The sequence below is a fragment of the Lelliottia sp. SL45 genome (assembly GCF_026672535.1).
Lineage (GTDB): Bacteria > Pseudomonadota > Gammaproteobacteria > Enterobacterales > Enterobacteriaceae > Enterobacter > Enterobacter nimipressuralis.
Map to the genome: position 1 here is coordinate 1,469,058 of NZ_JAPPRH010000003.1, position 19,869 is coordinate 1,488,926.

Annotated in this window: 19 protein-coding genes and 1 pseudogene; 15 read left to right on the forward strand and 5 right to left on the reverse strand. The window is 57.5% G+C overall.

The genetic code is table 11. The annotated features are described in order from the left end of the window. Positions 1-101: 101 nt before the first annotated feature. On the reverse strand, positions 102-1,598 hold the full coding sequence (gene ansP / locus OVA10_RS13140) for an L-asparagine permease (RefSeq protein ID WP_100780049.1): 1,497 nt from the start codon (positions 1,596-1,598) through the stop codon (positions 102-104). Positions 1,599-2,027: 429 nt separating this feature from the next. Between ansP and OVA10_RS13145 the strand changes: the two genes are divergently transcribed. Beyond that, a complete protein-coding gene (locus OVA10_RS13145) occupies positions 2,028-3,011 on the forward strand; it encodes an aldo/keto reductase (protein ID WP_123427808.1) in 984 nt (327 codons plus the stop codon). 1 nt (position 3,012) lies between these two features. Here the strand turns inward: OVA10_RS13145 and OVA10_RS13150 are convergent, their stop codons facing one another. Continuing rightward, on the reverse strand, positions 3,013-3,903 hold the full coding sequence (locus tag OVA10_RS13150) for a LysR family transcriptional regulator (RefSeq protein ID WP_100780051.1): 891 nt from the start codon (positions 3,901-3,903) through the stop codon (positions 3,013-3,015). A 111-nt stretch (positions 3,904-4,014) separates the two neighbouring features. Between OVA10_RS13150 and OVA10_RS13155 the strand changes: the two genes are divergently transcribed. Then, positions 4,015-4,413, forward strand: coding sequence for a (R)-mandelonitrile lyase (locus tag OVA10_RS13155; RefSeq protein ID WP_194512391.1), 399 nt, complete (start codon positions 4,015-4,017; stop codon positions 4,411-4,413). On the opposite strand, the gene OVA10_RS13160 is transcribed toward OVA10_RS13155, so the two are convergent. Further along, on the reverse strand, positions 4,410-5,945 hold the full coding sequence (locus tag OVA10_RS13160) for a methyl-accepting chemotaxis protein (protein ID WP_268196107.1): 1,536 nt from the start codon (positions 5,943-5,945) through the stop codon (positions 4,410-4,412). The two genes, OVA10_RS13155 and OVA10_RS13160, sit on opposite strands and share 4 nt — an antisense overlap. On the opposite strand from OVA10_RS13160, the gene OVA10_RS13165 reads away from it, so the two are divergent. From OVA10_RS13165 to pptA, 10 genes and pseudogenes are all read left to right on the forward strand, one after another. Continuing rightward, positions 5,944-6,078 (forward strand): hypothetical protein, encoded by a 135-nt coding sequence (locus tag OVA10_RS13165; protein WP_255409570.1) that lies wholly within the window; start codon positions 5,944-5,946, stop codon positions 6,076-6,078. The two genes, OVA10_RS13160 and OVA10_RS13165, sit on opposite strands and share 2 nt — an antisense overlap. 324 nt (positions 6,079-6,402) lie before the next feature. Then, positions 6,403-7,404, forward strand: coding sequence for an LLM class flavin-dependent oxidoreductase (locus tag OVA10_RS13170; protein ID WP_268196108.1), 1,002 nt, complete (start codon positions 6,403-6,405; stop codon positions 7,402-7,404). Beyond that, positions 7,401-8,522, forward strand: a complete 1,122-nt coding sequence (locus OVA10_RS13175) for a M20 peptidase aminoacylase family protein (RefSeq protein WP_102103784.1) — start codon at positions 7,401-7,403, stop codon at positions 8,520-8,522. Before OVA10_RS13170 ends, OVA10_RS13175 begins: the two co-directional genes overlap by 4 nt. A gap of 16 nt (positions 8,523-8,538) precedes the next feature. Beyond that, positions 8,539-10,801 (forward strand): annotated as a pseudogene (locus tag OVA10_RS13180) (NtaA/DmoA family FMN-dependent monooxygenase). Positions 10,802-10,810: 9 nt separating this feature from the next. Beyond that, the gene (locus tag OVA10_RS13185; protein WP_123427816.1) at positions 10,811-11,320 is read left to right on the forward strand and encodes a GNAT family N-acetyltransferase; all 510 of its coding nucleotides are present in this window, start codon (positions 10,811-10,813) and stop codon (positions 11,318-11,320) included. Positions 11,321-11,329: 9 nt separating this feature from the next. Further along, the gene (locus OVA10_RS13190; RefSeq protein ID WP_129035256.1) at positions 11,330-12,253 is read left to right on the forward strand and encodes an amino acid ABC transporter permease; all 924 of its coding nucleotides are present in this window, start codon (positions 11,330-11,332) and stop codon (positions 12,251-12,253) included. Next, on the forward strand, positions 12,237-13,010 hold the full coding sequence (locus OVA10_RS13195; protein WP_100780060.1) for an amino acid ABC transporter ATP-binding protein: 774 nt from the start codon (positions 12,237-12,239) through the stop codon (positions 13,008-13,010). Before OVA10_RS13190 ends, OVA10_RS13195 begins: the two co-directional genes overlap by 17 nt. Before the next feature lie 9 nt (positions 13,011-13,019). Next, a complete protein-coding gene (locus tag OVA10_RS13200) occupies positions 13,020-13,907 on the forward strand; it encodes an ABC transporter substrate-binding protein (RefSeq protein WP_107703506.1) in 888 nt (295 codons plus the stop codon). A gap of 37 nt (positions 13,908-13,944) precedes the next feature. Next, the gene (locus OVA10_RS13205; RefSeq protein ID WP_268196109.1) at positions 13,945-14,562 is read left to right on the forward strand and encodes a glutathione S-transferase family protein; all 618 of its coding nucleotides are present in this window, start codon (positions 13,945-13,947) and stop codon (positions 14,560-14,562) included. 34 nt (positions 14,563-14,596) lie between these two features. Further along, positions 14,597-14,827, forward strand: coding sequence for a tautomerase PptA (gene pptA, locus OVA10_RS13210; RefSeq protein ID WP_012017474.1), 231 nt, complete (start codon positions 14,597-14,599; stop codon positions 14,825-14,827). Between the two features lie 41 nt (positions 14,828-14,868). Here the strand turns inward: pptA and OVA10_RS13215 are convergent, their stop codons facing one another. Continuing rightward, positions 14,869-15,171 carry an ArsR/SmtB family transcription factor gene (locus tag OVA10_RS13215; protein ID WP_123427826.1) on the reverse strand — a complete coding sequence of 101 codons (303 nt, stop codon included), beginning with the start codon at positions 15,169-15,171 and terminating at the stop codon, positions 14,869-14,871. A 161-nt stretch (positions 15,172-15,332) separates the two neighbouring features. Here OVA10_RS13215 and fusA point away from each other — a divergent pair, with 161 nt between their 5' ends. After that, a complete protein-coding gene (fusA, locus tag OVA10_RS13220) occupies positions 15,333-17,435 on the forward strand; it encodes an elongation factor G (protein WP_107703509.1) in 2,103 nt (700 codons plus the stop codon). Between the two features lie 61 nt (positions 17,436-17,496). On the opposite strand, the gene OVA10_RS13225 is transcribed toward fusA, so the two are convergent. Further along, positions 17,497-18,069, reverse strand: coding sequence for a flavin reductase family protein (locus OVA10_RS13225; protein WP_268196110.1), 573 nt, complete (start codon positions 18,067-18,069; stop codon positions 17,497-17,499). Between the two features lie 137 nt (positions 18,070-18,206). Between OVA10_RS13225 and OVA10_RS13230 the strand changes: the two genes are divergently transcribed. Beyond that, on the forward strand, positions 18,207-18,899 hold the full coding sequence (locus OVA10_RS13230; RefSeq protein ID WP_248858525.1) for an ABC transporter ATP-binding protein: 693 nt from the start codon (positions 18,207-18,209) through the stop codon (positions 18,897-18,899). After that, positions 18,896-19,864 carry an ABC transporter substrate-binding protein gene (locus OVA10_RS13235; protein ID WP_268196111.1) on the forward strand — a complete coding sequence of 323 codons (969 nt, stop codon included), beginning with the start codon at positions 18,896-18,898 and terminating at the stop codon, positions 19,862-19,864. Before OVA10_RS13230 ends, OVA10_RS13235 begins: the two co-directional genes overlap by 4 nt. Positions 19,865-19,869: the final 5 nt, after the last annotated feature.

A 19,869-nucleotide genomic window follows, 5' to 3' on the forward strand; every position in this document is an offset into this window, starting at 1 on the left:
GCGTAAATCTGGCGCTGTGGGGTAAAAAAAAAAGGAAGGCCCAGGCCTTCCTTGTTTATTGTTGCCGGGGAGCGTTGTCGCCTGGCCCGGCCTGTAAAATCTTAACGCGACGTCTCTTCGATCAACGGCGCGTCGTGCTGCACATCATCCGCCAGTACCGGCGCGGTGCTGTGGATTTCGTTTACACGCTTACGCACGCCAAACCAGCCAGCAACCAGCAGCACCGCCAGCAGCGGAATGGTGGCGATGGTGTAGGTGCCGTTTGGATAGTCAAACGCCATCAGCACCAGCACGCTCAACAGGAACAACAGGGTCAACCACGAGGTCACCGGTGCGCCCGGCATCTTGAAGCTCACATCCGCCGCTTTACCTTCCTTGATCGCTTTGCGCAGGCGCATCTGGCAGACCACGATAAACGCCCAGGAGGCGATAATGCCGATTGCCGCCACGTTCAGTACGATCTCAAACACCTGAGACGGGACCAGATAGTTCAGGAACACGCCAAAGACATACACCACCAGCGTTGCCAGAATCCCCGCGTACGGCACCTGCTGTTTGCTCATTTTCGACATGAACTTAGGCGCAGAACCGCCCATCGACATGGAGCGCAGGATACGGCCCGTGGAGTACAAACCGGAGTTCAGGCTCGAAAGCGCGGCGGTCAGTACCACGATATTCATGATGCTGCCCACGTAAGGCACGCCGAGCTTGGAGAAGAAGGTCACGAACGGGCTTTGACCCGCCTGATAGGCATTCCACGGCAGTAACAGCACCAGCAGTACCACCGAGCCAACATAGAACAGACCGATACGCCAGATGACGCTGTTGATCGCTTTTGGCACCATAGTCTGCGGATCTTTACATTCACCCGCGGCGGTCCCGACCAGTTCGATAGAGGCGAAGGCAAACACGACGCCCTGAACCAGCACCAGCGCAGGCAGCAGACCGTGCGGGAAGAAGCCGCCGTTATCGGTTATCAGATGGAAGCCGGTTGCGCCGCCGTCGAGCGGTTTACCGCTGCCGAGGAACACCGTACCGACCACCAGGAAGATCACAATCGCCAGAACTTTCACCAGCGCGAACCAGAACTCCATCTCGGCGAACCACTTCACGCCAATCATGTTCATGGTGCCGACAATCGCCAGCGCGCCAAGGGCAAACACCCACTGTGGTACATCGCCAAACGCGCCCCAGTAGTGCATATACAGCGCGACCGCGGTGATATCCACGATCCCGGTCATCGCCCAGTTGACGAAGTACATCCAGCCCGCCACATAGGCTGCTTTTTCGCCGAGAAACTCACGGGCATAGGAGACAAAGCTGCCGCTGGAAGGGCGGTGCAATACCAGCTCGCCGAGCGCACGCAGAATAAAGAAGGAGAAAATACCGCACACCAGATAGACCAGTGCGAGAGCCGGGCCAGCCATTTGCAGACGCGCGCCTGCACCTAAAAATAGCCCCGTACCGATAGCGCCGCCGATGGCGATCATCTGTACCTGACGGTTGCCCATCGCCTTGTGATAGCCCTCTTCGTGAGAGTTCAACCAGCGACGTTTCGCAGCGTGATGATCGGCTGCGTTTTTATTGCTTGTTTTCATTGAGATACCTGTTTACCTGTCTGAATCATCTTAGGGATGCCCGTACATGGCTGTCAGCAGACCAAACGATTGCTTCTGCGCAGCCAGATGTCGCCTTTCCAGTCATTCTGCGTATGGATAAGGCAAAACATGGCGAAGCATCCTACCCGCAATCCATAAGCGACGCAAAATATAACCGGTCTGAAAGTGATACGGATCGAATGAAATGGTGTGGTCAGAGCAGACGAGGATCACAACATGCTGAATAGTGACCAGTTTGCAGAGAAAATGACCCGTTAACTGCTGCTTTAATCATCAGGCGTGCTTAATAGTTGCGCAATGGCATTGATGAACTGAATTCATAAGCACAAGCTTTTCTGCGCTGTAGTGCTCATGAACCACTCCCTCTACAGTAAAAGCGTTAATCACGAAAACCCATGAGGAAAAGAGATGCAACAGCGACAACTCGGACAAAACGGTTTAACGGTTTCCGCACTGGGGCTGGGGTGTATGGGCTTAAGCTTCGGTTACGGCCCGGCGACGGACAAGGCGCAGGCCATTGCCCTCATCCGCGCAGCGGTAGATCGCGGCGTCACCTTTTTCGATACCGCCGAAGTTTATGGCCCGTATATTAACGAAGAGGTGGTCGGCGAAGCGCTGGCACCGGTGCGCGACAAAGTGGTGATTGCGACCAAATTTGGTTTTGACTGCGATCAGCCGGGCCAGGTACTTAACAGCCGCCCTGAACATATTCGCGCGGCGATTGAAGGATCGTTAAAACGCCTGAAAACAGAGGTGATTGACCTCTATTATCAGCACCGCGTCGATCCGGACGTGCCGGTGGAAGAGGTCGCGGGAACGATTGCCGATCTGATTGCCGAAGGTAAAGTAAAACACTTTGGCCTGTCAGAAGCGGGCGTCGACACCATTCGCCGCGCGCATGCGGTCTGCCCGGTCACCGCGCTGCAAAGCGAATATTCCCTGTGGTGGCGCGAGCCCGAGCAGGCAATTCTGCCGCTGCTGGAGGAGTTAAACATCGGTTTTGTTCCGTTCAGCCCGCTGGGTAAAGGGTTCCTGACAGGGGCGATCAACGCCCAAACCACCTTCGACAGCAGCGATTTCCGCAACGTGGTGCCGCGCTTTAGCGAAGCCTCACGGCAGGCTAACCAGCAGCTGGTGGATCTGGTGCAGCGCCTGGCTGCCGAGCAGGGCGTGACAGCGGCGCAAATCGCGCTGGCGTGGTTACTGGCGAAAGCGCCGTGGATTGTGCCGATTCCGGGTACCACCAAACTGCATCGTCTGGAGGAGAATCTGGGAAGCGTTAACGTGACACTGTCACCGGAAGCGCTCGCCCGTATTAATGAGGCGCTGGCGAGCATTGATGTGGTCGGCGATCGCTACCCGCAGCATTTGCAGGCGCGCGTCGGCAAGTAATTTAGGTCTTACGCAGGGCGTCGACCAGCAGCGAAAACGCGGTGGTGTGCTGGCGGCGGCTCGGGTAGTAAAGATGGTACCCGTCGAAATACGGGCACCATGCCTGCAGGGCCGGGATCAGTCGGCCCTTCGCAATGGCATCCTGCACCGTATCTTCCGGCACATACGCCAGCCCCAGACCTGCCTCGGCGGCATCAATCCGCTGCGGCAGGTTATTTAACGTCAACTGCCCCTCCACCCGCACGCGTATTTCTCGCCCGTCTTTTTCAAATTCCCAGGCATACAGCCCGCCGAGGGTAGGCAGGCGCATATTGATGCATGAATGGTTTGCCAGCTGCTCCGGCGTTTCTGGCATGCCGTGGCGCGCAAAATAGTCTGCCGAGCCCACCACCGTCATCCGCATATCCGGCGCGATGCGCACCGCAATCATGTCTTTGGCGATCTGTTCGCCGAGGCGCACGCCCGCATCAAAACGACCATCAACGATATCCGTCAGGCCGTTGTCGACGGTGACCTCAACGTGAATATCCGGGTATTGCAGCATAAAGGGTTTCAGCACCGGCCACAGCACTGCCGACATGGCGTGCTCACCGGCGGTAATGCGAATGTTCCCGGCGGGTTTGTCACGCATCTCGCGCAGGGCCGTCAGTTCCTGTTCGATCTCCAGCAGGTGTGGGCTTAAGCGCATAAAAAGCTGCTCGCCGGCTTCGGTCGGGGCCACGCTGCGGGTGGTGCGCGTGAGCAGGCGCATATCCAGACGCGCTTCAAGATTGCGCATTGCGTGGCTCAGTGCCGACTGCGACACGCCAAGCTGGGCAGCGGCGCGGGTAAAGCTCCGCTCGCGAGCGACTACCATAAACGACAACAAATCGTTGAAATTGTCTTTCAGCACGGCGAGGCTCCCGATATATGAATTTGGCTCATGGTTCCTTTCTGATTATGCAGTCTAATGCTGCTCACTGGTTTGCGCTACTGTTAACGCATCAGCAAAACAGGAGACAACATGAAAATTATCCGTAGTGGTTCGTTACCCTCAGCCCGTGGCCCGGAAGCGTGGTTTAGCGGAACCGTGCGCATTGATGCGCCGTTTCAGGCAACGGAACCTGCGTCCGTCGGCGGCGCGACGGTAACTTTCGAGCCGGGTGCGCGCACCGCCTGGCACACCCATCCGCTGGGACAGACTCTGATTGTGACGCAGGGACGCGGCTGGTTACAGGAGTGGGGCAAAGACGCCGAGGTGCTGAACCAGGGCGATATCGCCTGGATACCGCCTGGTGTAAAACACTGGCACGGGGCCAGTTCACAGACCGCGATGACCCATATTGCCATCGCCGAATCCGTGAACGGCAGCCCGGTGGAGTGGCTGGAAAAAGTGAGCGACGAGGAGTATCAGGGGCGTTAACCGCCAAATACCGCAATCGCCTGTTGCAGCCGTGTGGTGCGCTCCGTCAGGTGATTAGCGGCGCGGGTAACGTTATCGACCATCCCCGTATTGTTGTGGGTCATCACGCCGATACGGGAAATGGACTCGTTGATGAGCGTCAGGGCCAGCGTCTGTTCCTGCGTCGCATGGCCGATCTCTTTGATCAGCGACGTCACCTGTAACACATTGCAAATCATCGCCGTCAGATGGGTTTCGGTCTGTTCGACCATTGCCACACCGGCGTTGACGCTGGCGACGTTCTTCTCGATCAGCGTTTTGATCTCTTTCGCCGCCGAGGCCGAGTGCTGCGCCAGGTTGCGCACTTCGGCGGCCACGACCGCAAAACCACGGCCCGCTTCACCCGCGCGCGCCGCTTCTACGGCGGCGTTGAGCGCCAGAATATTGGTCTGGAAGGCGATTCGGTCGATCACACCAATAATATCGACAATCTGGCTGTTATCCTTCGACACTGACTGCATCATGCCGATGGTCTGCTTCATGGCGGTTTCGCCGCTGTGGGCGCTGCTGCTGGTGCGGTCGGCCATATGGATTGCTTCCCCGGCGGTTTGCGCGGTTTGCTCTACGGCGCTGGCGATCTCCTCCACGGCGGCAGCGGTTTGCTGCAAATCATCAGCCGTCTCTTCAGAGCGCGCCTGTAACGCAGCACCTTCTTTTGCCACCTGCTGGCTGATGGTGCTGATCCCGGCAATTTGCGTTCCGACGTCATCAACCAGAGAATTTAAATTCAGCCCCGACTGATTGACCAGGCGCATCATCATGCCCACGTCATCGACACGATCAAAATGAAAATAAGCGGGTTTTCGCCCGGAAACGACCTGTTGCATCTGGCGGACAATCTTTTTAAGAGGGCGGCAAACCTGCGCATTCAGATATAAGCCCAGCACAATAAAGAGCGCCATCAGCCCGGCGATTTGCATCACTCCTTTCGGTAATAAAAGGGATACCAGTAACGAAAGCATAGCGGTAACGGCAATACCGTAATTGACTCTTTTCGCCGTGCTTATTTTTTTAAAGAGAGAAAGAAAAGAGAATAACCCGCGACGAACCAGTAAGCCTTTATAAAAACGATGCCGGGTAAGCTGGTTATTTCTGACCCGCTGATAGAGATGTTCAGCGGCGTCTATCTCATCGCGCGGGGGGATATTTCGCACGGAAATATAACCGGTCAGCGTTTCGTTTTGATACACCGGCGTGACGTTGGCGCGCACCCAGTAGTGATCGCCGTTATGGCGGCGGTTCTTGACCAGCCCGGTCCAGCTCTGGCCCTGATGGAGCGTAAACCACATATCCCCAAAGGCGTCAGGCGGCATATCCGGATGGCGAATGACATTGTGCGGCTCGCCAATAAGATGTTCTTCTTTATAGCCGCTGGCTTCAATAAACGCAGAGTTGGCATAGGTAATATGGCTCTGCGTATTGGTGGTCGACATCAGCGTCGACCCTTCGTTAAGTAAATACTCGCTTTGTGTAACAGGAGTGTTATTTCTCATGAAAAACTCCATGGTGATGTCAAAAAAACAGAAAAGCCGCCCGAAAAATATTCAGGCAAGACAAAAGTTATTGTTGTGTTTATTACGGCCTGCGCATTCTTCCACAAAACAGGGTGAACAAGAAAGCACCTGAATTAACTATTTTTTATCTATTAAACATTGCTTATGTAATGAATTTGCAAAAAAAAGAGTGCCGCCATTTTTAATGGCGAATGAAATTCTCTCCTTAAGTTAAATATTAAGTGAAATATGAATAAACCACGGAAATTGAACTCCCGAAATACACTTTCGTTAACATGGACAGATCGCGGCGGCTAATCTGTTCTGCACGATAGGCTTATGAAGAGAAGGGGGATGCATTTCTGATTTCCGGCAAACTAAATGTAAATTAATTGTTTCTCAGAGGTGAAATCCCCCTTTAATAATGGCGACATGTTAAGTCAAACGAGAACACAACATGTCCTGGCGAATCAGCATTCTGGATAAAAGCCCTGTGGCGGTGAACGAAACGGCCGCCGACGCGCTGGCGCGTACCCTGAGTCTGGCAAAACAGGCCGAAGCGCTGGGTTTTCACCGCTTCTGGATTGCCGAACATCACAATACCGCGCAGCTGGCCAGCCCCTCGCCTGAGCTGCTCATTGCCTGGATTCTGGGACAAACCAAACACATCCGCGTCGGCTCTGGCGGCGTGATGCTGCAACATTACAGTCCGTACAAAGTGGCGGAAAACTTCAACGTGCTGGCGTCGATTGCCCCTGGCCGCGTCGATTTGGGCGTCGGGAAAGCGCCCGGCGGTTTGCCGCTCTCCACGCGCGCGCTGCAACAGGGGCTGCATCAGGACGAAAAGGGGAGTTTTGCCGATCAGCTGACCCAGCTCGATCGCTGGCTTACCCCATCAACTGACGTGCAGGACGACAGCGTCAAAGCCACGCCATTGCCCTCTGCGCCCGCGGAAAAATTCCTGCTCGGCGCAAGCGTTGAAAGCGCGCAGCTGGCGGCGAAACTCGGCTGGAATTTTGTCTTTGCCGCCCATCTCAACGGGGATGTGAATCTCCTGCGCGACGTGCTGGAAACCTGGCGCACTCACAGCGCGCTTAACGCCATCGTGGCGGTTCAGGCCATCGTCGCCCCGACTCAGGCGCAGGCCGATGCGCTGGCGGAAAAAGTGGAAGTGTGGGGCGTTGAGCTGGCGAACGGCCAGCGGGTAACGGTCGCCAGCGAAGAGCAGGCCTATGCCTTTGCGCGACAGGCCGAAAGCGAACCGCTGCGCATTGCCCGCCGCGCCCAGTCGCTGATCAAAGGCACGCCGGAATCGGTGCTCAATGAACTGGAAAACCTGCACCAGACATGGGGCATCGACGAATTTATTATTGATACGCCCGTGGCGGATGGAGTCGCCCGCACACAATCCCTGCGCTTACTGGCGCAGGCCAAATTTGCCGGGGAGGTGCTGGTATGAGCCTCGGACAACAGCTGATCGACTGGCGCCGTGAACTGCACCGCCATCCTGAACTGTCAGGGCAGGAAGTCGAAACCACCGCCCGTCTGCGCCAGTGGCTGTCGGGGGCCGGGATCACCGTGCTGCCGTACGATCTCCAGACCGGGATCGTCGCCGAAATTGGTCAGGGCCAGAAACAGATTGCCCTGCGCGCAGACATCGACGCGCTGCCGATTGAGGAGCGCAGCGGTGTGGAATTTAGCTCGCAAAATCCGGGCGTAATGCACGCCTGCGGTCACGATATTCACACCAGCGTGATTCTGGGCGCAGCGTTGCAACTCAAAGCCCGCGAAGCCACGCTGCCGGGGCGGGTGCGCATTCTGTTCCAGCCCGCCGAAGAGAATTTTGGCGGAGCGAAAAGCCTGGTCCGCGCCGGTGCGCTTCAGGATGTCAGCGCGATTTTCGGTATGCACAACGAACCCGGTTTACCGGTGGGGGCCTTCGCCACGCGCGGCGGGCCGTTTTACGCCAACGTCGACCGCTTTGTGATCCGCGTGACCGGTAAAGGGGCGCACGCCGCCCGTCCGCACGAAGGCTCCGACGCCATTCTGCTTGCCAGCCAGCTCGTCACCGCCCTGCAAAGTGTCGCCAGCCGTAACGTCAATACGCTGGATTCCGTGGTGCTGAGCGTGACGCGCATCGAAGGCGGCAACACCTGGAACGTACTGCCTGAGAGCGTGGAGCTGGAAGGGACGCTTCGCACCCATCGCATTGAAGTGCAGCAGAACGTCAAAGCCCGTGTCGGCGAAATCGCTGCCGGTTTTGCCAGCGCCTTTAACGCGCAGATTGATATCACCTGGTACGCCGGACCGACCGCGCTGGTGAACGATGAACGCTGGGCCGATTTCGCCACCTCCGTGGCGCGCGAAACGGGTTACGAAACGCAGCACGCAGAGCTGCACATGGGCGGTGAAGATTTTGCCGTCTATTTACAGCACATTCCCGGCGCGTTCGTCAGCATTGGCAGCAACAGTCCTTTCGGTTTGCACCATCCGGGTTTTAATCCGGACGAAGCCTTAATCGAACCCGCCGCGCACTATTTCTCGCAGCTTGCAGAAAAAGCATTACATCAAATTTAACCAGTAAGGGGTGACTATGTCTGCAACACGACAATTGCGTCTTGGGACCATATTGCATGGCGCATCGGGAAATATGTCCGCCTGGCGTCATCCGGCAGCCGTGGCTGATGCCAGCATTAATTTCAATTTCGTCAAAGAGACGGCGTTAAAAGCGGAAGAGGGGAAACTCGATTTTTTATTCGTCGCCGATGGACTTTATATTAATGAAAAGTCGATCCCGCATTTTCTGAATCGCTTTGAGCCGTTAACTGTTTTATCCGCTCTGGCGAGCATAACTTCGCGACTGGGGCTGGTCGGAACGCTGTCGACCTCTTACAGCGAGCCGTTTTCCGTCGCGCGGCAGTTTGCCAGCCTCGACCATCTGAGCAACGGGCGCGCGGGCTGGAACGTGGTGACCTCGCCGCTGGAAGGCTCAGCGAAAAACTTCTCCCGCGAAAAACACCCCGAGCACGCACTGCGCTATCGCATCGCCGATGAGTATCTCGACGTCGTGAAAGGGCTGTGGGACTCCTGGGAAGAGGACGCCTTTGTGCGCAATAAAGCGAGCGGGCAATTCTTTAATCCGCAGAAATTACACACGCTGGATCACCACGGTGATTTCTTCCAGGTCGCCGGGCCGCTGAATATTGGCCGCACACCGCAGGGCCGCCCGATTGTGTTTCAGGCGGGGGCCTCGGAAGACGGCAAAAAACTGGCGGCAAAACATGCCGACGCCATATTTACGCATCACGAGACCCTGGACGAAGCCAAAGCCTTTTATCGTGACGTGAAATCTCAGCTGGAATTAAACGGCCGCCGCGCTGATGAACTGCATATTTTCCAGGGCGTGAGTGTGATTGTCGGAAAAGATGCCGCAGACGTGGAAGAACAGTATCAAACCACCGCCGCGCTGGTATCGATAAACGACGCGCTGAATTATCTCGGACGCTATTTCGAGCATCACGATTTTAGCCAGTATCCTCTCGACGAACCTTTCCCGGATATCGGCGAATTAGGGCAAAACAGTTTCCGCAGTACCACCGATGAGATCAAACGTAACGCCCGCGAGCGGAACCTGACGCTGCGTCAGATGGCGCTGGAAGCAGCCTCCCCGCGCCCACGTTTTTCCGGCACCGCGGAAGAGGTGGCCGATGGCCTGCAGCAGTGGTTCGACGCCTACGCCGCAGACGGTTTCATTATTCAGGGCGGTACGCCAGACACCTTCCCGCGCTTTGTCGATCAGGTGGTGCCGCTCCTGCAGGCCCGCGGACTGTTCCGCACCGACTATCCGGGCACCACGCTTCGCGAAAGCCTGGGGTTAGACCAGCCAAAAAATCAGTTCACACAACAATAAGAGAAGACACGCTATGCAGAAAACCTCGCTCGTTCTGGCGCTCGCGCTGGCCTTTACCCCTGCCGTCTGGGCAGAAAATGTGAACATTAACGGCACCGGTGTGAGCATCGAGGCCAATAAAACGCCGGTGAATACCGTCAAAAACGGCGATGCCGTGGCGCAACTGCCGAAGGATTATCGCTTTGCGGTGCCGGGAAAATTCACCGTCGCCGTGGCGGGGCTGAACCAGCCGCCGCTTACCGTGTTCTCCGATGACAACAAAACCCTGCTGGGCAGCGAAGTGGACGTTGCGCGTCTGGTGGCTGACAGCCTCGGGCTGGAGCTGAACGTGGTGCCGACCTCCTGGGAGGACTGGCCACTCGGCGTGGCATCCGGAAAATATGACGCGGCGATCAGCAACATCACGGTGACCAAAGAGCGCAAAGAGAAGTTCGATTTTGCTACCTATCGAAAAGACTCCCTCGGTTTCTACGTCAAATCGACCAGCCCGATTAAATCCCTTGAGAAGGCTGAAGACATTGCCGGGCTGCGCATTATTGTCGGCTCCGGTACCAATCAGGAAGCGATCCTGCTGGCGTGGAACGCGGAAAACCTCAAAAAAGGGCTGAAGCCGTTCACCCCGGTCTACACCAAAGACGACGCGGCGCAAACGCTGGCGTTGCAGTCCGGGCGGGCTGATGCGTTCTTCGGGCCGAATGTGATTGGCGCGTGGAAAGCGGCCCTGACTGGCAAAACCAAACTGGTGGGCAGCGTGGATGGCGGCTGGCCGAAAGCGGCGCACATCGCCGTAACGCTGAAAAAAGGCTCCGGGCTGGTAGAACCGGTGCAAACGGCGCTCAACGGTGTGATTAAAAACGGGGATTACGACAAGGTGCTCAACCGCTGGGGCGAAGGTGTCGAGCGTATTCCGAGCTCAGAAGTGAACCCGGCCGGGCTGGGCGACTAAGGAGGTCACATGAGCGATCTGTTTCGCGACGTTTCGCCGGAAGATGCCGATCTTCAGCCCATCATTGACGGGCTGTTCGGAGAGTACGCCGCCCGTTACGGCGACTACTTTTCCAAAGACGCAGAAATCGAACTGACCGAGTGGTATCTGCCACCGCAGGGGCTTTTTATCGTGCTGGAGCGCGACGGCGAGATCATCGCCACCGGCGCGTACAAACCCTTTGACGCGCACACCGCCGAGATCAAACGCATCTGGACAAACAAAACGCTGCGCCAGCAGGGGCTGGCCGCGCGCGTGGTGCAGGAGCTGGAGCGCAGGGCGGTGCTGGCGGGGTACAGCGGTATCTATCTCACTACCGGTTTTCGTCAACCGGAAGCGGTGAGGCTCTATCTAAGCCAGGGCTACGCGCCGCAATTCGATCTCGAACGCGATCCGGAAGAGTACAGCCAGCCCCCCTTTGACGGGCGTCTGCGCTTCACCAAAACGCTGGTTCGCGAAGCGTTCAGTAAATCCGCATGAGGAACGACGATGAACAACAACGTTGAAACCATCAAAGTGGTCCCGGCGCGCTATCCCTGGCGCACCGTCGGAGCGATTGCCGCGCTGTTTGTGCTGGCGGTCGTCGTTCAGTCGGTGGCCTTTAATCCGCGCTGGGAGTGGGGCGTGTTTGCACGCTGGTTCTTCGATCCGGTGATTCTGGAAGGGGTCGGCCAAACCCTGCTGCTGACCTTAATCGGCACGGCGTTAAGCGTGGTGCTGGGCGGCATGTTAGCGCTGGCGCGACTCTCTTCGTCGTGGCTGTTAAGCACCCTGGCGTTTGGCTACATCTGGCTGTTCCGCTCGCTGCCGCTGATTGTGGTGCTGATCATCCTCTACAACTTCTCATATCTGTACGACACGCTCTCCCTCGGCGTGCCTTTTACTCAGATAACCTGGGGCACATTTGAGACCATCAACGTGCTGGGGCAGTTTTCTACCGCCGTGGTTGGCCTGACGCTGGTGCAGAGCGCTTACACCGCTGAAATCATTCGCGGCGGCTTTTTAGGCGTCGATCACGGCCAGTACGAAGCGGCTGCCGCGCTGGGCCTACCGGCCTGGCGCCGCACGGTGCGCATTATTCTGCCGCAGGCGCTTCGCACCATTTTGCCGTCCGGGTTTAATGAGATTATCAGCCTCGCCAAAGGCACCGCCATGGTGTACGTCCTGGCCATGCCGGAGCTGTTCTACACCATTCAGATGATCTACAACCGCACGCAGGAAGTGATCCCGCTACTGATGGTTGGCGCGGCCTGGTATCTGGTGATCACCACCGTGCTGTCGGTCATTCAGCATGTGGTGGAGCGCGGTCTTGCCCGCAGCGAGCGCCGCTCGGCGGTGAATCAGTCTCGCGCCAGTCAGCGCACTCGTTCCGTTACCCCATCACAGGAGCCTATCCATGCCAGCCTCTCCTGAAGGACATATTTCGATTACCGGCGTCAGTAAATTCTTTGGTCGCCATAAGGCGCTGGATAACGTCTCGCTGGAGATCCCGCCCGGTTCGGTGACGGTGATCCTCGGCCCGTCCGGCTCCGGTAAATCGACGCTGCTGCGCACCATTAACCACCTGGAGCGCGTCGATGAAGGCTTTATCCAGATCGACGGGGATTACATCGGCTATCGCCGTCAGGGCGACAAACTCTATGAGCTGAAAGAGAAAGAGATCCTCAAGCAGCGCGTCAACGTCGGCTACGTGTTCCAGAACTTTAACCTGTTCCCGCATCTCACGGTGCTGGAAAACCTGATTGAAGCGCCGATTGCGCATAAGCAGCTGAGTCGCAAAGCGGCGGTAGAGCGGGCATACGGCCTGCTGGATGTGGTCGGGCTTCGTGAAAAAGCCGACGCCTGGTCGCGTCATCTTTCCGGTGGCCAGCAGCAGCGCATCGCCATTGCCCGTGCGCTGGCCCTGCGCCCGCGGGTGATGCTGTTTGATGAGCCGACGTCGGCTCTCGACCCGGAACTGGTGGGCGAAGTGCTGGACGTGATCAAAAAACTGGCCCGGTCCGGCACCACGCTGGTGGTGGTGACGCATGAGATCGGTTTTGCCCGCGAAGTGGCGGATCAGGTGGTGTTCATGGTCGATGGCAAAATTGTCGAGCAGGGCAGTAGCGACGAGGTATTAAACCGTCCGTCCCACGCCCGAACGCGTCAGTTCCTGTCGAAAGTGCTGTAAGGAGAGGGTATGAAATACGGATTGCTGGCGCTGCTGGGCGTCGTTTCAGTGAGCCAGGCCAGCATTGATTTAAAGGCTAATGAACAGCCGCTGCCGGTGACGGTGGATCAGGCGGCGATCGCGAAGATCCCGCAGGGCTATAAATTTGTCGAGCCGGGTACGCTGACGGTCGCCATTTCTGCCCTTAATTCGCCGCCGCTGGCGCTGCTTGCCAGCGATAATCGCACCCGCATTGGCAGCGATCCGGATATCGCCCGGCTGCTGGCGGGGAGTCTGGGGTTAAAACTGAAACTGGTACCGACCGCCTGGGAAGACTGGCCGCTCGGGATCAGCTCCGGGCGTTACGACGTGGCGCTGGTGAACATTGCGGTGACAGAGCAGCGTAAAGAGAAGTTTGATTTTGCCACCTATCGCGTCGATTCACTGGCGTTTTCGGTGAAATCCACCAGCGACGTGCAGACAATTAAAAATGCAGAAGATCTGGCGGGTAAAAAGGTGATTGTCGGCTCCGGCACTAATCAGGAGCGCATTCTTCTCGGCTGGAACGAGGAGAACAAAAAGGCTGGGCGCGAGGCGGCGCTGCCGGTCTATCTGACGGATGACGCTTCCGGCAATTTGTATATTCAGTCCGGGCGCGCGGATGTGTTTTTCGGCCCGCAGTCAGTTTCCGCCTATAAAGCGGCGCTGACGGGCAAAACCCGGGTAGTGGGGCTTGGGCCGAAAAAAGCCTATGTTGCGACCACCACCAAAAAGGGGAATGAGCTGGTGTATGCCCTGCAGGCCGCGCTCGATGGGGCGATTCAGCGTGGGGAGTATCAGCAGGTGCTGGCGCGCTGGGGTGAGCAGGGCGAAGGCGTCGCGCGCTCCGAAGTCAATCCGCCGGGCATCACCTACTGATGTTCTACACTTAGAATTTGTTCTGAGTGGGGGCAGTATGATTAACGTGTATGGCGTACCCGGCTGGGGTTCGGCAATCAGCGAAGTGATGCTGACCCTGGCCGATATTCCCTATCGTTTTATCAACGTCGAAGGGTTTGATTCGCCAGGCCCGCAGCGCGCTCTGCTGGAGAAACTCAATCCGCTGTGCCAGGTGCCGACGCTTGAGCTGGAAAATGGCGCAGTGATGAGTGAAACGGCCGCCATCGGCCTGATGATTCTGGACCGTTGCCCGGAACTCGCCCCACCCGTGTGCCATCCCGACCGGGCGCAGTTTCAGCGCCTGCTGATCTGGCTGGTTGCCAATGTCTATCCTACGTTTACCTACGCCGATTACCCTGAACGCTGGGCGCCGGACGCACCGGAACAGCTGCGCGAAAATTGTATCGCCTGGCGAAAGTCGCTCTACCTGTGGCTGGATAATCATCTTAAAGCCGCGCCCTATGCGCTTGGCGAGCAGCTCACGCTCATTGACGTCTATGTTGCGGTGATGCGCACCTGGGGCCCGCGCCACGCGTGGTTTGCCGCCAATACGCCGCGTATCACCGCCATCGCCGATGCTGTCTGTCAGCGGCCAGAACTGCACAAGGTGTTAAAGGCGAATGAAATTATCTGATAAGTTGAAACGCTCACAACAACAGGAGCCTGCAATGCCACACGTTGATATCAAATGTTTTCCCCGCGATCTGAACGATGAACAAAAAACCGCCCTGGCGGCGGATATCGCGGAGGTGATTATTCGTCATTTTAACAGTAAAGACAGTTCAGTCTCTGTGGCCCTGAATCAGGTGCAGCAGGAAGACTGGAAAGCGCAGGTCTGGGATACGGAAATCGGACCGAAGCTGGATGAACTCATTAAAAAGCCTGGTTATTCGATGTAAGATTTAGGCCGGGTGGCGTCTCGCTTACCCGGCATGAAACGCTAGCCCATCACCCGCAACAACGTATCCAGCAGCCCCGGAAAGCGGGCATCCAGATCTTCTCTTCGAAGCGAAATCATATTCTCGCGCCCCTGCGGGCGCTGCCAGATCACGCCGCTATCGCGCAGCACGCGCCAGTGGTGGGTCATGGTTGATTTGGCAATGTCTTCCGGGCGCAGGGCGTTGCAGCTCAGTTCACTGCCATCGGCGAGCAGGCGGAGGACCTCCAGTCGCAGCGGGTTACCGAGGGCTAACAGCACATTTTCCAGCGTGATTTGTTCAGGTTCGGGGTGGTTGGCGATCATAGACTTCCTGGGTTAGCGGGAAGGTGAGCTATCTTAATGATAGGCCCATCCTTAAAAAAAATAGTTCGTATATACTCGTACAATAGGACTATTATAGCAGACGAACACACAGACGACCATTCCGGTCGTTCTACTCAAGTCAAACTGACTAAGGATTTATCATGCCCCGACCCATCCCTCTTGAGCGTTATCGCAACATCGGTATCTCCGCGCATATCGATGCCGGTAAAACGACCACCACCGAGCGCATTCTGTTTTACACCGGAATGAGCCACAAACTGGGTGAAGTTCACGATGGCGCGGCAACAACTGACTGGATGGCGCAGGAGCAAGAGCGCGGGATCACCATTACGTCCGCGGCGGTGAGCTGCTTCTGGCCCGGTATGGATCGTAATTTTGAACCGCACCGGATCAACATTATCGACACCCCAGGGCACGTGGATTTCACCATTGAAGTGGAACGATCCATGCGCGTGCTCGACGGTGCGGTGATGGTTTATGACTCCGTCGGTGGCGTCCAGCCGCAGTCGGAAACCGTCTGGCGCCAGGCGAACAAATACCACGTCCCGCGCCTGGCGTTCGTCAACAAAATGGACCGTCCGGGAGCCGATTTCTTCCGCGTGGTGCAGATGATGATTGATCGCCTGAAGGCCAATCCGGTGCCGATTGTCATCCCTGTTGGCGCGGAAGAGCACTTCAGCGGGGTGGTCGATCTCATCAAAATGCGCGCCATTTTGTGGGACGATGCCACCCAGGGCATGACCTTCAGCTATGCGCCGGTCCCGGACGATTTGCTGAGCACCGCCAAAATCTGGCGGGAAAAAATGGTCTCGGCCGCCGCGGAAGCCAGCGATGCGCTGATGGATAAATACCTGGAAACGGGCGATCTGGATGAAGCGGAAATCATCGACGGGCTGCGCATACGCACGGTCAAAGGTGAAATCCAGCCGATGCTGTGCGGCAGTGCCTTTAAAAATAAAGGGGTACAGCGCATGCTCGACGCGGTGATCGAACTGATGCCATCGCCCCTCGACGTGCCGGCTATTGATGGCGTGGATGATAAAGGGCAACCGGCGGAGCGTCACCCGAGCGACGACGAACCCTTCTCAGCGCTGGCGTTCAAGCTGATGACCGACCCGTACGTCGGCCAGCTGACCTTTATCCGTGTCTATTCCGGCGTGCTGAGAAAAGGCGATGCGGTGTACAACCCGGTGAAAGGGAAGAAAGAGCGTATCGGGCGTATTGTGCAGATGCATGCCAACGACCGTCATGAGGTCGATGAACTGCGTGCGGGTGATATCGCCGCCTGCGTGGGGCTGAAAGATGTCACGACGGGCGATACCCTGAGCGATCCGGATCACCTGATCACCCTGGAGCGTATGGAGTTCCCGGACCCGGTGATTTCTCTGGCGATTGAGCCGAAAACCAAGGCCGATCAGGAGAAAATGGGGATCGCGCTGCAGCGCCTGGCGGCAGAAGATCCGTCGTTCCGCCTGCACACGGACGAAGAATCCGGCCAGACGATTATCTCCGGGATGGGCGAGTTGCACCTGGAAATTATCGTCGACCGCATGAAACGCGAGTTTGGCGTTGAAGCGAACATTGGCCGTCCACAGGTCACCTACCGCGAAACCTTGCGTAAAGCGGTGAAAGAGATCGAGGGCAAATTTGTCCGTCAGTCCGGCGGTAAAGGGCAGTACGGCCACGTCGTGCTAAGCCTTGAACCGCTTGAGCCAGGCAGCGGCTTTAAATTTGAAGACGCCACCAAAGGCGGCGTTGTGCCGCGCGAGTACATTCCGTCCGTGGAAAAAGGCTTGCGTGAAGCCATGAACAGCGGCGTGCTGGCGGGTTATCCGGTGGTAGACGTGAAAGCGACCCTGACTTTTGGTTCGTATCATGACGTCGACTCCTCGGAAATGGCCTTCCGCATGGCGGCGATCTTCGGCTTTAAAGAGGGCGCGCGCAAAGCGGACCCGGCGATTCTGGAGCCGGTGATGCACGTGGAGGTGGAAACGCCGGAAGAGTACGCCGGGAACATTATGGGCGATCTCTCTTCCCGTCGCGGGATGGTGCAGGGCATGGAAGAGCGGTTCGGCAGCCAGATTATTCGCGCTGACGTTCCGCTGGCCGAGATGTTTGGTTACGCGACCACCCTGCGATCGATGTCGCAAGGGCGTGCAACCTACAGCATGGAGTTCCACCATTACGCCGAAGCGCCGCGCAACGTGGCCGATGACATTATTGCCAGTCGCGCGAAAGGCTAGCGCAGCCCGTTAAGCAGGAAAAATGCCCGGTGAACCGGGCCGACAAAATCAGCGCCGGAATTTATTCCGGCGCTTTTACGATCTTCCCACTCGTCACAAAAGTTCCCGCCCCCAGGTGATGCAGCGTATTGAGCTTATCCTCATCAAACTGCCAGCGTCCGGCGACAAACGCGCGTGAATCCGCTGCCGCAGCCACCACTTCGCCAAACAGCGTATCGTATTTTTCCGCCGCTGAGGTCGCAGGGAGTAAGCGACACTCCATCCACGCCAGACACCGCTCCTCTATCACCGGCAGGCCCAGCACCGGGCCGCTGACTGCCGGAATGCCATAGGCGTTAAATTTATCCTCATCGCGACCGCTGACGCTGCCCACGGCGTAGGTCCAGTTCGCGGCGGCGACGCCCGGAATAACGATACCAAACATGCCGCTGCGCTCGATCAGTTCGCGCGACCACGCGCTTTTATCCACCACAATCGCAATGCGCGGTGGCTCGAATTCGACGGGCATCGACCAGGCCGCGGCCATCACGTTGCGTCTGTCGATTTGCTCATCGCGGCTGGTGATAAGCACCGTCGGGCCGTGATTGAGAAGGCGGCTCGCATGTTTTAATTCAACGGGACGGACATGGTTCACAGGAACTCCTCATACAGGGGCAATACGGCATTAAACGGCTGAAACGCAGGTGAAATCAAGCTGCAACATGCGTGTCATGCGTTCGTCATACAGGCTCCCTACAGTGGCGAACACGAAATCCCAAAGAGGATAACAAGATGTACAGCACTATCACGCTCAACGGCGTGTCGTACGCGTTTGGTGCGAACACCGTGTTAAATCAACTCGATCTGCATATTGATGCGGGTAGCGTCGTCGCGCTGCTCGGCCCGTCTGGCTGTGGGAAAAGCACACTGCTGCGACTGCTCGCCGGGCTTGCACAGCCCGCACAGGGCGAAATCTTCTTTGGTGACAGACGGGTGGCGAAAGCAGGCTGGTCGCTGCCGCCGGAGGCCCGTGACATCGGCATGGTCTTCCAGGATTACGCCCTCTGGCCACACATGACGGTGGCCCAAAACGTGGCCTTCCCCCTGAAAATGCGCCACATCCCGCGCCGTGACATCGGCACGCGCGTGGCGCAGGCGCTGTCACGGGTTGGCTTAAGCGATTTTGCCGACCGCAAACCGGCGGGGTTATCCGGCGGCCAGCAGCAGCGGGTAGCACTCGCCCGGGCGATCGTCGCCGAGCCGCGCGTGCTGCTGTTCGACGAACCGCTCTCCAATCTCGATAGCGAACTGCGCGAATCACTGTGTCATGAGATGGCAACGCTTCTGCGCCAGCTCGGGACGACGGCCATCTATGTTACCCACGACCGCCGGGAGGCTGAACTTCTGGCCGATCGCATCGTGCATTTGTCTGCAGGCAGCGTCGCTGCCGATCGTTTGATTTCATCCTCAGGGGAGTTCGCATGAAAAGGTCATTTGCCGTTACTAAAGGAGTTTTTCTCGCCATGGCGCTATCTTCCGTCATGATGTCCAGCGCCCACGCGCTGACCGTCTACACCGCAGGGCCAGGATCGCTGGCCAAGAATCTGGCAACCGGGTTTGAAAAGAAAACCGGGGTGAAAGTGGATATTTTCCAGGCGACCACCGGCAAAGTCATGGCGCGTCTGGAGGCCGAACAGGCCAATCCGCAGGCGGATATTTTGATCTCCGCGTCCTGGGATACGGCAGAAGATCTGCACCAGCGCGGCTGGCTGTTACCGTACCAGAGCGCGAACGCGCAGCACGTGCCGGCTACGCTGAAATCCACGGATTATGTCGCCCAGGGCGTGTCGGCGCTTGGCATCGTCTGGAACACCAAAAGCGGCACCCCGGAGCCAAAAGAGTGGCAGGATCTGACCACCGATGCGTTCAAAGATAAAGTCACCACGCCCGATCCGGCGCTGTCAGGCGCGTCGCTGGACCTGCTGATCGGGCTGCAAAATGGCATGGGCGACAACGCCTGGACGCTGTTTGATAAGCTGAAAAAGAACGGCATGGTGGTCAGCGGCCCGAACGCGCAGGCGGTGACGCCGGTGATGCAGGGGGCGAAAGCGGCGGTATTTGGCGCGGTTGACTATGTCTCTTACGGCAATATCAATAAGGGCGAATCGCTTAAAGTCATTTTCCCGTCCAGCGGCACGGTGATCGCGCCGCGTCCGATGATGATCCTTAAATCCACCGCCCATGCCGACGACGCCAAAGCGTTCGTCGATTACGTGTTGTCGCCGGAAGGCCAGACGATGGTCGCCGATGCCTGGCTGATGCCCGCGCGCGACGATGTTCAGGCTAAACGTCCGCTGCTCAATGAGCTGAAAATCCTGCCGACCAAAAGCGAGGGTAGCAGCGAGCGCAGCGATATTCTCAAGCGCTTCAACACGCTTTTCTCCCTGTAATTCAT